A 13,548-nucleotide genomic window follows, 5' to 3' on the forward strand; every position below is an offset into this window, starting at 1 on the left:
GCTTAATCAGCTTGAATAGCTTATTGTCGGAGCTTCATCCCCCTGCTGATCATGGTCAAACTCCACCTCCGGCGAATCATCTGCAACTTGTGCTTTCTTAAACAATTGCAATTCCTGCTTAATGCTGACCGTGCTAGCCACCGACTCTGATTTCATGGTAAAGGCAAGAGGGATCTTAAAAAATTGACAGACGGCATTAAGAAAGCCTCTGAACCCCTCGGTGCGTTTAATCGATGCAGAGGTATCGACCACAGCGCTCACTGCTTGCTGGATCTTGCTGTGTTTATCCGTGGCATCACTTAGTAGAATCGATGATAGCTTATTGTATAAATCAATTAATATACTCTTCTCTTCCCCTCGCAATGTTTTGCTGCTATGTACAGCAGACACCTGACTATTCAAATAGTTCAGATCTTTCGCCTGACTATTATCCTGACCAAGATCCTTTGCAATTCTTTCCCAGACGACCAATTCGTTTCTGGTAATGGGAATATTGGTTTCTTTGATAGCCTTACCTGTATCCACAATATCTTTCAAATTTTTCGTGCGGGTAAGAATGGCATTGAAAAATTCAACCTCTTCTGCATTCTTGTTTTCTTTTAATAGCGCCTCTATGCCCTGAATAATCTGCTTAAGTTCATCTCTTCCAGTACTGGCCGGTATTATGATACAAAGACCAGAGTTTTCTGCTAAGAGCTGATCATAACGAGCGATAGTATTGCCAGCAGCCTTGAGCGCATTAGTATAATTCTCTAACATCTGCTCATTAGTTCCTTTATGCAGCTCATATTCCTCAGGACTGAGCCGTCCTTCTGCAAGTTCTGTGTCCAGACCACCATTCAGATCTTCTTCTACATTCCTCAGAGAATCCTGAATACCCTCTTTTAATTCAACTACTTTTTTACGTTTAGCTGCAGTTTCCTTACTTATTTCATCAGGATTTTCAATTTTAATTGTTAGAGCCATGATTAATCTCAACTACATACATACTTTCTATAAGTATAAAAAAGAATTCTGAAGCCTTTATTAACAAAGTCGTTGAATAAAACATTTTTTATTCCGGCAGACTAAATCACTTTATTTTTCTTCACAGGGTATATACTGATTATGAGGGAACTTGAGGAGGCTGAAATGGCCGGAAGAATTGCAGTAGCAGCTGTAGCAACCGTTATTTGCCCCTGTATACTCTGGGCAGCTGATTCAGTATATTGCCCGCAGAATCACGGGTATATCAATGTGGGAATGACTCAGGATCAGGTTATCGCCGCCTGTGGACAACCTTTAAGTCAACAAAACTCTAACAAACCTCTGATGCAGAAAATTCCTGCGCAACAGCTTTATTACAATAATGAAGGAGCTCCTACCGCCTTTTATGGTGTATGGAAGCTGCCTATCGGAAACAGCAATTACGGCAGCGCACCATTTCAGGGGACAGCGGGTGGGGTGCAATTGCAAGTAGACGTTGTTAATAATCAGGTTCATGACATTGTTCTGAATGGCAACTCCACTAATGCTTTTTCTATTTGCGGAGGGACAAGCATCCAGGCAGGTGATCCGGTTGGCAAAGTATATGGTGCTTGTGGAAGCCCCTCTATCGTGAACAATACCTTTATCGAAGTGCCTGTACAAAGTCAGACTAAACCGCAGATTTGGACCTATCAGCCATCCCAGTATGGCCCGCCCATGTCCTTGACTTTTGTTGACGGCAAACTACAATCCATCGATTAATTCTTCCAAAGGTTTATAAATGAGTGAAACAATTGATGATTTGACTATTGCTTTTAGCGAAAATGGCACAGAAACTACCAAAGAATTGGATAAATATGTGTTAACCAAGGGGGCCTGGACCACTATTATGTTTAAATATCAGGATTGGGATAATGCAAAAAACGATTTCGGCCCGATCAAATATTCCATAAGACGCTATCAGAAAAGGAATAATCAATACTGGATGAAATCCAAATTTAATATTTCCAGCGAAGATCAGGCGCGGAAAATTGTTGAAGTGTTAAACCAGTGGCTGGCAGCTGAGTAATTGAGAACTGCGTTGTTGCATCACTGAAGATAGGTGCACAAAAATGTCTTTGCGAGCGTCAGCGAAGCAATCTAGCTCCTAGCTTCGTTCATGGTTCGATCTGGATTGCTTCACTTTGTTCGCAAAGACGGCAGGTTAGTGATTTAATTCTGTTTATGTAACAATGCTCGCTTGAGCGCAATCCAGAAAATGCTTATAAATAATTTGAATTAATCAGCCCAGCTTAATCTGGATAGCTTTCCCTCTCTAAAAACCCCAGCTTTCTTTTGAACCTGTGTGCAAGTTGTTTTATAATAGCCCGATCGGCCAAACCTTCCAGGATCTCGCATGAAATCTCGATTTTCACTTTTGCTGTTAGCAATCCTGGCAGTTATTTCATTTTTTTATGTCAAATTCGCAGTATCCGGTAAACAACATTCTCAACCGCAACCGCCGCTGATCACTGTTGAAACCGCGCATGTGACCGAGCGAGTATTGGCCGAGCAATTTGAAACGCTGGGCAGTCTGGCCAGTATGGATAGTATCGATATCAGCTCGGAAATTGCCGGGCAAATTTCAGCGATCCATTTTCAGCCCGGCGCATTGGTAAAAAAAGATACCTTGCTGATACAACTCGACAGTACTGTTATGAAAAGCCAGCTCGCCAGTGCAAAAGCCAGCCTGTCACTCAGTGAAACCAATTACAAACGAACAAAGGAATTAGCACAGAAAAGTCTGGCTTCCGAACAGGCCCTTGATCGAGCCCTGGCTGATCTGCGCGAAAAACGAAACGCGGTTAAGGTCAAACAGGCGCAATTGGAAAAATTGAATCTGCGTGCACCATTTACCGGCACCCTCGGTTCAAAACAAGTCAGTGTCGGTCAATATGTGAAAATGGGGCAGGCCCTGGTTCATCTGGTTGCCAATCAGCAATTGCGTGTAGAATATAATGTACCTGAAAGATTGCTGCCGCGTCTTCACAATGGCCAAAGGGTACGAATCAGTTCAGATGCCTTTCCCACCCAGGTTTTCATTGGAAAGGTAAACTATATTGCACCCGCCATCGATAAAGACACTCGCACCATTGCGGTCGAAGCTCTGATAGATAATAGTAAAAACCAGCTTTCAGCTGGGCTTTTCGTCAGAGTTAAACACCAGCTGGGTCTGGCCAGAAAACGCTTGCTGGTCCCTGAGGAAAGCCTCATTCCAACAATTAGCGGGCAGAAAATTTTTGTTCTTCGAGGCGACAAAGCCATTACCGTTCGCGTTAAAACAGGAACTCACCATGCCGCCATGACCGAAGTTTGCCAGGGACTTAAGGCAGATGACATTATTATCGTACGCGGGCAGCATAAATTAAAAGAAGGCACTAAAGTTATCGCTGTGAATCATATCAGGAGTCCGCGGTGACCTTTCCAGAGCATTGCATTAAGCGCCCTGTTTTTACTATTGTTTTAACACTGATGATAGTAATTACCGGACTTTTACACTTTGCCAAATTGTCTCTGCGGCATCTTCCCAATATTGAAAAACCTTCTATCACTATCAATACTGAATTCGATGGTGCAAGTCCTGAACTTGTAGAAAAGGAAATTACCATTCCGGTGGAGAACATGCTGTCCAGCGTTCCCGGGGTCGATAGCTTGCGCTCAACCAGTTTGCTGGGTAAAAGCCGAGTGACCATTGATTTTCAACTGGGTGTGGATATCAATGAAGTCATTAGTGATATTCGTAACAAAATGTCTTCGCTGCAAACCCATTTACCCTTGGGCAGCCACGCACCCGTAGTCAACAAAAATGATTCTGATGCCAATCCGGTCGTGGTGCTTGGTTTTCATGATGAACGAAAAAATCCACTTGAAATTACGGATTATATTTCAAGAAACATCAAACCGGTTTTGCAGGAAATTCAGGGAGTGGGTGAAGTCAGCTATCATGGCGGCCGTAATTATGCCGTCAAAATTGCACTGGACCCGGTAAAAATGGCTGCCCGCCAGATCACAGTGGCTGAAATAAAAAAAGCGCTTGCCCAACAAAATATTGACGTACCCAGCGGGCAAATCAAGAGTGCTAACCGCTATTACACAGTGGTCACTCATGCACGGCTGCAAAATGCCAGGAAATTTTCAGAGTTAGTTATTGCACAGCGAGATCACCAGCTAATTCGTTTAAGTGAAGTGGCAACAGTCACCGTCGGCAGTGAGAATGAGGATAATTTATTGCGAATTAATGGAAAACCAGCAGTCGGTCTGGCGATTCTGGCTCAATCCAATGCCAATCCCGTCGACGTAGCCAAAGCAGTCCGTAAAAGCCTGGTGCGCCTGGAGAAAACCTTTCCTGAAGGGTTTAAATCTGAAATTGTATTTGATTCAACCCAGTTTATTAAAGCTTCCATACATGAAGTCTACTGGACCTTTTTTGAAGCGTCTCTCTTTGTCGGACTGGTGGTTCTTTTGTTTCTGGGCAGCATCCGCGCGGCTTTAATTCCTATCGTCACCATTCCCATTTGCCTGATTGGAACCTTTTGGCCAATGTACTGGATGGGATTTGAGCTGAATTCATTAACCCTTCTGGCAATGGTTTTGGCGATTGGCCTTGTCGTTGATGATGCCATTGTCGTGTTGGAGAACTGCCACCGGCACATACAAAACGGCTTATCTCCCATTCGAGCCGCTATAAAGGGAAGCAACGAAATTGTTTTCGCTATTCTGGCTATGACTATTACCTTAGCGGCAGTCTATGCCCCGATGGGTTTTGTGGATGGCTTTACCGGGAAACTGTTTTTCCAATTTGGTGCGACTTTGTCAATCTGCGTTTTACTATCCGGACTGGTTGCTTTAAGTCTATCCCCAATGATGTGCTCGCAATTGCTTAATCAAAAAGAAAGCCGCTACAGTCATTGGCTTGATCAGGTTTTTAAAAAACTGGGCGATTGCTATAGCCGTAGCTTAAACGCGATGCTTCATCGCCCATACCGCTTATCTCTGATTCTGGCTGCATCCTGTCTGCTTGGTTTCTTCTGTTATCATCAGTTAGGAGCAGATCTGGCTCCGGTTGAGGATCAGTCCTACATCATAGGACCCATTGCCTCACCCACCAATGCCAGCACCGAATACACCGACCACTATAGCCGGCAGCTGGAGGCTATTTATGAATCTATTCCGGAAAAGCTGAATTATTTTGTTTCCGTTAAACCCTCCTCAGCCTTTACCATTTTAAAACTGCGCCCCTGGCATGAACGCTCACGCTCACAAAAGGAAATCAGTGACGAACTCAGTGAAAAAATGCAGAAACTGATTGGGGTTAATGTATATCCGGTAAGCCCTAATCCCTTGGGCAATCGCGGCGGCAGCAGTAATCAGTTCAGCCTGGCAATTATGGGAAACACCAGTTACAAACGGCTCAACGAGATAAGCAACGATGTAGCCAAAACCTTAAGCGAGTTTCCTCAGTTGAGGCATGTTAAAAACAATCTCGCGCTGGATAGTGAGCAAGTCAATATTGAAATTGACAGACAACTGGCAGCCGATCTTGATGTCAATCTGGCTCAGGTAGCGGAACTATTATCGACAATGCTTGGCGGAAGTAATCCGGTCAATTTTAATTATGACGGGCAAACCTACAAAGTGATATTACAGTTAAATCATTCCCAGCGACGCGATATTGCCATTCTCAATAAACTCTATGTTAAAAGCGGGCGGCAAAAAATGGTCCCTTTATCCACATTGATTGACGTCAGCCATTCCATTGGACCGGATAGTTTGCCGCATTTGAATCGCTTAAGAACCTCAAGTATCAGCGCTGAACTCGCACCCGGTGCTCATTTAAATGAAGTCATTGATAAAATTCAGGATATTTTGGATAAAAAACTACCTGATGATATCCAGTTTCGCTTTACCGGTACCGCCAAAGATTATCTGGAATCCTCTGGAAACAGCATTTACGCAATGCTTTTAGCCTTATTATTTATCTACCTCGTGCTTTCCGCACAATTTGAGAGCTTTATCGATCCATTGATTGTACTGCTTAGTGTACCATTATGCCTGGTAGGTGCTTTGCTCACCCTGTATCTCACCAATCAGACTATTTCAATTTATAGCAATATCGGAATGGTGACTCTGGTAGGGCTTATCACCAAACACGGGATAATGATTACTGAATTTGCCAACCTGAAAATACAGGAAGGCATGGATAAATTTAATGCCGTTATTGAAAGTGCAAAAATCAGACTCCGTCCTATCTTAATGACCACCCTGGCAATGTTGCTTGGCGCCCTCCCCCTCGCTCTGGCAACAGGAGCGGGAGCGGAAAGCCGCCGGCAATTGGGTATTGTTATTCTCGGTGGAATGTTAGTGGGTACTTTCTTTTCACTGTACGTGGTTCCTTTTGCCTATATCAAACTTTCCAGACGCAGCCGCCAGACTCTCGCCATCTGCCCAGACGAAAGTCCCACGACAGCTAATGCCGCCTGATTATCGCAACTTATTACTCCATGTTCAGCGACTTGTTCGACATTGTTCTATGAATAAAGATAGGCGCACCAAAAACCGTCATTGCGAGCCTTCGCGAAGCAATCCAGCTCCTCCCTTTGTTCAACGCTCGATCTGGATTGCTTCACTTCGTTCGCAAAGACGATAGGTTTTCTATTTATCCCACAACACCGGTTAACCACGGAACGTAGGGGTCAATAGTTATTAGTCAAAATAATTATACTTAATTTTATCTTAATGAAAGTCGATTAAAATGGTTATTTTTTAGGCTACATGTAGAAGATAGGAATTACCATGCTAGAAAAGTCAGAACCCAAATCCCCAGTCAACCCTGTTAACCACTCCCTGGCAGAGTTGTTTAAAACTGAAGAAACTTATCGTAATAAACTACTTTTTTTGGTTAGTGTTTTTTCAAGATCTGGATTAATTGGAACGAACCCTGTTTTAAACAAGTTCAAACAATTACTCCCGAGGCTTGTTGAAATTTCAATGAGACTCGACACAAACGTAACTAAGGGCTTGGAAATATCTCAAAAAATGGCGGCAGGAGAAACTATCTCCATTGAAGAGCAGGAAACTTTAGATTCCTTAAGAAAGCAGCGCCAGCAATTATTAAAAAGTTATTTTGTGCTGTATGCTGAATATGCAACAAATTATGGAGCATTTGCGCAACAAGCTGGAAACCCTAAGGCATTCCTGGCATTAAAAGATTATGTGTATGCAAGCAACAAGCAAGGTTTTTGCCTATCAGATTATCTCATTGAGCCTGTACAACGTGGTCCTCGTTATGACATTCTGATTAAAAACGTCATTGAATATAACCAATCTGCGAAAGTAAATCCTTTAGTAAAATTGGATGAGAAACAAATAGAACAGTTCCAGAAAATGTCGGCCCATATTAAACATTGTGCCAGTGAAGCCAATAAGGCGACCTCTGAAATGACGCACGCAGAAATAAAACCTGATGACAAGCAAGGATATAAATTTGGTGATATCAGTAGAGCTGGTTTTGCTTTTGCCGGTCAAGCTGCACAGAAAGGCTTTGGTTTAATGAGCGTTCTTCTTTCTACCCAACCCAGTGTAACATCATCACCAGCAACATCAGTAAAAGAAAATATCAATGATGAAGAGGTTAACAGCCTCGCCGATGAATTTGAGAATCTTTATTCTGATGAAGAAATTAGTTTAGATGATTTCGAATTTTTGGGCGATGATGATGTAGAAGCGCAAAGCAGCTCTTCTAATACACGCACTTAAGTTTCGAAATCTGCCTCAGCGAAAGTAATGCGTTTCGCTGAGGTAATTAAAAATGATCTTAAATTTCTTTACTAGGCCATTGACTATCCTTTACAATCGGCGCTGCCTCGCAAGCAAATTAAAGGATTTAAAACAATGGAAAATCAAACACTTCAACGTTATCTGCATTATCTGAAACAAGATCCGGATAACACCAATCTGCTTCTTTCAATTAGTCAAAGCTACCAAAACCAGCAAAACTGGCATCAGGCTCAGCACTATCTGGATCAGGCCAAAAAAGCCTCCAACCAGGCGCTTTGGCTGCAACAAGGCCTGCTGCACTTATCAGCTGAAAATTATGAGGAAGCTGTTGCTGTTTTTGAAAAAGCATTACAGGAGCGCGATCTGCCGCAACGGCGCTATTATCTGGCTTATTCGTATAGTTTACAAAAAAATTATGCCTATGCCCTGGAATTACTCAAGCCGCTTGAGGCCAGTAGTGAGATACTCGCCATGAAAGCGAGATTATTGCAGCGGCTCGAACGTTTTGAAGAGAGTATTGAGCTAATACGTACTGTAGAGCACTATGAGCAGAATGCGGAGCTTTTGGGTATATTGGCAGCATCCTGGTTTGAGCTGGAGAATGAGCACGAGGCTGTTTACTATGCCAAATTATGCCTGTCTTTAAATGATACGAATCGTGAAGCACAGCTGGTGATGCTATTTCTGGATAAACAAACTTCATTAACCAATATCGAAGCCTTCATTGCTGTGGATTCAGCCAACTTCCGTCTTTGGTATCATTATGGCGTTAAGCAAATGGAAAAACATCAGTTGCCAGATGCACAAGCCTCGCTTGAAAAAAGCCTCCATTTGAATGAACAGTTTTACCCTACCTGGATAGGTTTGGGCTGGTGTCATTTGCTAATGAATGACTTGTCTGAGGCACAACGCTGTTATCAGTCGGCCACTGGGCTTGAGCCCTCGATTTCCGAAGCCTGGTCGGGTCTTGCCTTATTGGCTATCCTGAATCAGCAGTGGCAGGAAGTTACTAAATACATTGATGTTGCCAGGAAGCAGAATCCTCAGTGTTCCATACTCGCTCTTGCTGACGCATTATTAAGTAGTCATCAATCACCGAAAGCGGCTTAACCCCTCAGGGATATTTCAGCCTTGATAGGTATCAAGGCTGCTTATCACTTTCTTTTGCCAGCTTAAGATAGTGTTCTCCCACAACTTTTTTCAACCACAAATACGCCGGATGGTTTCGAGAATTAACCCAATTCACCTGCATTTCTCCCCCGCGATTTTCCATATAGGTCGGCTGGTAATTTACTTTATCGATATGAGTTCCCACCTCATTTTTTTTAACATACAAGGACAATAAGCCACTGGAACGGTTTTTCAAACTGCCCTGATTCGAAATAAAATTACCCAGTGAATAAGCGACAAACACCTTCTGTCCGGATTTCGCCTTTATCCAGTCGAAGGGCTGGACACAATGGGGATGAGAACCCAAAATGGCCATCGCACCCGCATCAGCAAACTGCTGCGCTAAACGACGCTGTGATCTATCAGGGGTTAACTGATACTCTACTCCCCAGTGAGGCGTGACAATGACCGCGTCATGCGTTTTTGCCAATTCAGCTATCAGACTTAAAACCAGTTCCTGATCACGATGGCATAATAAGACCTGCTGCTCTGTATCATTAATTCCATTGGTATCCTGGGTACAGGCCAACCAGGCAATGGAAATGCCATTGGCATTGGTTTCTGCGAACCATCGCTCCTGACTGCCGCTTTTTTTAGTTCCGGTAAAGGCCAATTCGTTTTTACTCAAAACAGCAATTGTTTTATCAATGCCTGCCCCATAACGATCCAGTGCATGATTATTGGCTGTTGAAACCACATCAAATCCGGAATCTTTTAACCCCGATACGAGACTGGGCGGATAATTAAACATTGGGAAGGTAGTGTAAGCGGCCTGAACGCTCTCAGTGGCTCGGCCTCTTGAATCTACCATTGCGGCAACAGGGCCTTCAAGATTGCCGTAGGTAATGTCAGCTTTCTTCAATTCAGGAATCAGAGAACTCCATAACTGAGTGAAGCCAAGCTTCATACCCTTATCGCGCAGCGGTTTATGAATAAGCACATCACCAACGGCTATGATGTGAATGGTCTCCGCCTGGCAAGTGAACGAATACAGCAGGGAAAACAAGACTATCGGCAAATACCGCATCTCTGACTCCCGGAAGATTTGTTTTATGTATGTAACTCCTCAGATTGTGGCGTCATCCTGAGCGCAGTGAAGGATCTCCTGAATCTGGCTCAGTTCCAGGCAGTTTGAGATCCTTCGCTACGCTCAGGATGACGTGCCTGAGGGATTACTATTTATTAACAAGAAATTATTAACAAGAAACATGCCAGATTCTAATGGGGTCTTTGTTTTTCCCCCTCGCTTTCACCCTCATCCTCCCTGCCAGCAACATTTACAGGAACACTATCGTTCTCATTTTGGGAGTTTTGGTTCGCCGGCTCATTCTGCGGGTGCCCATCAGCCAAAACAGGCTGCGGTTCCTCTTCCGCCGCATGAGCAATCCCCTTCTGAAATAATTTAGCAGTACTGCTGGGTTCAGACTTATCCACTGGCGACAAGGAAATCTCGGAGATCAACTGATTATCTTCGATAATAGACTGCTTCATTTCGCTTTGTCTGGCATTGTATTCCACATTCTCGCGGTAGGCCTTAAATCCCAATAACAGACTGGAAAAACTGATAACTGCCAAGGCGGCAACAGTAACTGCAATAATCACGGCCAGTGGAACTCCAAATCCTGGAAAAAGAAAGGCCATACCAGCCACTGCAAGAGTAAGCCCTGTGGCGGATGATCCGTAACCTAAACCGATCACCAGCGTTTTTTCCAGCGACCATTTTTTATCGTCGGCGAGCTGCTGTTTAACTAATGCCCCAAAGTCAACGTCTGGAAGGCTTTCACCATATTCTTTCTCCAAATTTTCGATGAACTCCTGAGTAACAAGGGCAGATTTGTCCTCAGGATACAGCTCCGAATACACTTCTTTGCTTTGCTTGATAAAATCAATAACACTATAACCTACTACGGCCGCCCCGAGGACAATACCTGGTATTGCCAGAAAAGGAAAAGCGAGGCCTAGTACTGAAGAGGTAATCACTAATCCTAATCCGAGCCCCATCCAGGCCGCATCTTGCAGAAAATGCTTCCAGCGTTTATTGGGTTTTAATTCAGAAAGCCGCTGCTTACTGAACGCGCGAACCTGCCGTTCAATAACCGCCAGTGAGGCAAGGTTGGCTAAATCCATGCCAGCATCTTTTTTAAGGACCTCTTCAAACAATTTGCCTTTTGTAATTTCAAGCTCATTTTCATTGTTTAAATGGCTGAGTTGAGTCAGTCTCTGTTGCCATTCTTCATGAGCAGGATGGTCGCAAAACCACTGAGGCTGGCGGGCTAAAATTCTTTCACTGTTGTGAGTATGCACAGCACCCAATAATGACATCAGATACCGGTAAAAACGATAATTGGCGAGTGAATCATCGAGATTGTCAGGGAGATCTGATTTCTTCTTTAAACTTTTTAAAAGGGCAGACAGACGTTTTTCATGTAGTAAAAAATCGTCTGCGGTCCTGGCTTTAAGCATTCCTTCAAGGGCATTGTCCGTACTTGAATGCGCCACTTTTGCAAATTGCCTCGCCCCTTCATCTTCATACTTACGCATGAAATCGTCTGTAATGGCAGTGAGCTGCTCTTTAATGACTGCGGCGGCGGAAAGCTCTTCTTGTAAGTGTTGTTCTTGTGATTTAGACATAGTCAGCGACGTATAAAAAATCCAAAATTATAATTATACAGGTTAACAAAAGTTCCATCGGCTTGAAATTGCAGTATTAAATGATTAATCAGATCCATATTCTTCTCATTTCCATAATAGCTTGCTATTCCAATTCCCTCATTAATTTTTAAATCAATATTCATGAGTTTAATTTTATCTGGATGCTGACGAACCAGATAAAGCGCACTGTATTTATTCATAAAAACAGCGTCAATATCCTGCCTGGCCAAAGCGATCGCCAGATTATTAAAATCATCAAAGGGAACCACCGTGATATTCAAGTCATTATGTTGTTGCAGATATTCATTGTAAACCCGCCAGGACATCACCCCCACCCGCTTTCCAGACAAGGATTTCAAAGTGGTCAACGGGCTGTCTGTTAATGTGACAAATGCTCCCTCTGTAATCATATATGGAATAGAAAACAGATAATTCAGCTGTCTTGAGGGGGTAATCGCGATATCTCCAATCGCATAATCAATTTTTCGTTCGGACAAGGCAGTATACAATTGCGGTCCTTCGAGGGAAAAAAATTGACATTCCCAATGCAGCTTCTCACAGATTTTTTTCATTAAATCGATATCAAATCCATTTAATAAGTAGTGGCCATCGTTTGTAGCAAAAGGAGGATCAAAAAAAGGAGTTCCGATCTTAACAGGAGTTGCGGCGATAACATTCATCATAAAGCCTAGCCAGAAAAGAAAACAAAATCCCTTAATTTTCATTTAGCACACCCGGTTTGCTCTTGTTATTCTAACTATAGATGATTGTTTTTACTTTTTTTCGAAAAAGACTTTCATCATAAAATCATTTACAATATTCTTTTGAAATTAAGGATATCCCACAATGACAAAGCTTGTCAGTTTGCTAAGCGCCAGTTTATTTCTTTCCTTCCTGCCAAGCGCAGAGGCAGCTACGGTTAAACCGGAAGATCTCATCAAGGTTGATAAGGGGAATACCAGTCAATGCGTTGAATATTACACTTATCAGGATGGTTTATATTGCAGTTCAAAGATCTTGAATCCTGAAGTTAAAGTGGATCCCGAAATAGTCAGGTCTGAGCAGCAGAACCTGGTCTTTGATAATCGTGTCTGGCAGGCTGCCTGGGGAAAAAAAGATTCAGTCATGGTCACTATAGAGTATCTCCCGGCCGGTGAACGGCTTGATCATTGGCAAGAACTGGTGACTACTCAGTATTTTCCAGAACTGCAGAAACAAGCCAGCTTAAAACAATTTTCCAACGTCATTATGGAAAACCTGAAAAAAATCGCTAATCCGGAAATAACAATCCTCGAAGAAACCCCCGATCAGATTATTTTTGAATTCAGGATTAAAGAACCCAGTAATTCTGTGCAGGATGAAATTCAAAAAATTGTCCGAACAGATAACGGATTTTATGTCCTGCATTATGTTTACCGCAGCGCCGATATGGGGCAGGAACGCCGCGCTCTCTGGCTGGAGAATCTTAAGAAGAGTTCGATAAAGCAGGAAGGGGCTAAGAGTTAGGTTTCGTGTCATTCGAGACGAAAGCTACTTCCAGCGAATGTCGGGCGAAGCGCCCATAGCCGTCAGGCTAAGAATATCTGATCCCCTCTCCACCGCGCGCAGCGGGGGAGAGGGTTAGGGAGAGGGGGCTATAAACAAGGTCGCGTAGCGATTCATTAATCATATTTCTGTGATTAGGGTTTATTGCCACAACAAAATGGAATCACTAACGTGATAAATTTTTTAACCCCCTCACCCTCCCCCGGGGAGGGAGCTGGCTCCCAATCGGGTTTCTTTTTTACATTTTTTATAGCAAAGCAAGCGAGACTTTCATAAAAGGAATGGATAAACGATTTTAGGCGATAGACAGAGACTAGAGCAGAAGCTAGTTCTGAGACGTTGATGATTAGGAGTTTACAGGCTTTGTAAAAGGAAAATTCTATATTGTTATGGTTTTTT

12 protein-coding genes are annotated in these 13,548 nt (G+C 43.2%); 7 read left to right on the forward strand and 5 right to left on the reverse strand.

Translation table 11 applies throughout. The features are described from left to right. Positions 1-6: 6 nt before the first annotated feature. Positions 7-966, reverse strand: a complete 960-nt coding sequence (locus B1207_RS01985) for a hypothetical protein (protein WP_112218307.1) — start codon at positions 964-966, stop codon at positions 7-9. 165 nt (positions 967-1,131) lie between these two features. Here B1207_RS01985 and B1207_RS01990 point away from each other — a divergent pair, with 165 nt between their 5' ends. From B1207_RS01990 to B1207_RS02015, 6 genes are all read left to right on the forward strand, one after another. Further along, positions 1,132-1,728, forward strand: coding sequence for a DUF2845 domain-containing protein (locus B1207_RS01990; RefSeq protein ID WP_172458062.1), 597 nt, complete (start codon positions 1,132-1,134; stop codon positions 1,726-1,728). A 19-nt stretch (positions 1,729-1,747) separates the two neighbouring features. Further along, positions 1,748-2,035, forward strand: a complete 288-nt coding sequence (locus B1207_RS01995) for a hypothetical protein (RefSeq protein ID WP_058507574.1) — start codon at positions 1,748-1,750, stop codon at positions 2,033-2,035. Between the two features lie 327 nt (positions 2,036-2,362). Next, on the forward strand, positions 2,363-3,424 hold the full coding sequence (locus B1207_RS02000) for an efflux RND transporter periplasmic adaptor subunit (protein ID WP_112218309.1): 1,062 nt from the start codon (positions 2,363-2,365) through the stop codon (positions 3,422-3,424). Next, positions 3,421-6,486 carry an efflux RND transporter permease subunit gene (locus tag B1207_RS02005; RefSeq protein WP_112218310.1) on the forward strand — a complete coding sequence of 1,022 codons (3,066 nt, stop codon included), beginning with the start codon at positions 3,421-3,423 and terminating at the stop codon, positions 6,484-6,486. Before B1207_RS02000 ends, B1207_RS02005 begins: the two co-directional genes overlap by 4 nt. 312 nt (positions 6,487-6,798) lie before the next feature. Beyond that, positions 6,799-7,761, forward strand: coding sequence for a RhoGEF domain-containing protein (locus B1207_RS02010; RefSeq protein WP_112218311.1), 963 nt, complete (start codon positions 6,799-6,801; stop codon positions 7,759-7,761). Between the two features lie 135 nt (positions 7,762-7,896). Then, complete coding sequence (locus tag B1207_RS02015; RefSeq protein WP_112218312.1) at positions 7,897-8,892, forward strand: tetratricopeptide repeat protein; 996 nt, start codon at positions 7,897-7,899, stop codon at positions 8,890-8,892. Positions 8,893-8,923: 31 nt separating this feature from the next. Here the strand turns inward: B1207_RS02015 and B1207_RS02020 are convergent, their stop codons facing one another. The 3 genes from B1207_RS02020 to B1207_RS02030 form a co-directional block, all read right to left on the reverse strand. After that, positions 8,924-9,979, reverse strand: a complete 1,056-nt coding sequence (locus tag B1207_RS02020; protein ID WP_112218313.1) for a CapA family protein — start codon at positions 9,977-9,979, stop codon at positions 8,924-8,926. 191 nt (positions 9,980-10,170) lie between these two features. Continuing rightward, a complete protein-coding gene (locus tag B1207_RS02025) occupies positions 10,171-11,583 on the reverse strand; it encodes a hypothetical protein (RefSeq protein ID WP_112218314.1) in 1,413 nt (470 codons plus the stop codon). A gap of 2 nt (positions 11,584-11,585) precedes the next feature. Further along, on the reverse strand, positions 11,586-12,329 hold the full coding sequence (locus B1207_RS02030) for a transporter substrate-binding domain-containing protein (RefSeq protein ID WP_112218315.1): 744 nt from the start codon (positions 12,327-12,329) through the stop codon (positions 11,586-11,588). A 121-nt stretch (positions 12,330-12,450) separates the two neighbouring features. Between B1207_RS02030 and B1207_RS02035 the strand changes: the two genes are divergently transcribed. Continuing rightward, positions 12,451-13,110: a hypothetical protein gene (locus B1207_RS02035; protein ID WP_112218316.1), complete on the forward strand. Its 660-nt coding sequence runs from the start codon at positions 12,451-12,453 to the stop codon at positions 13,108-13,110. A gap of 173 nt (positions 13,111-13,283) precedes the next feature. On the opposite strand, the gene B1207_RS16020 is transcribed toward B1207_RS02035, so the two are convergent. Continuing rightward, positions 13,284-13,548: hypothetical protein (locus B1207_RS16020; RefSeq protein ID WP_216362446.1), on the reverse strand; the 265-nt coding region annotated here is incomplete at its 5' end.

This window comes from Legionella quinlivanii (assembly GCF_003265995.1).
Classification (GTDB): Bacteria; Pseudomonadota; Gammaproteobacteria; order Legionellales; family Legionellaceae; genus Legionella_C; species Legionella_C quinlivanii_A.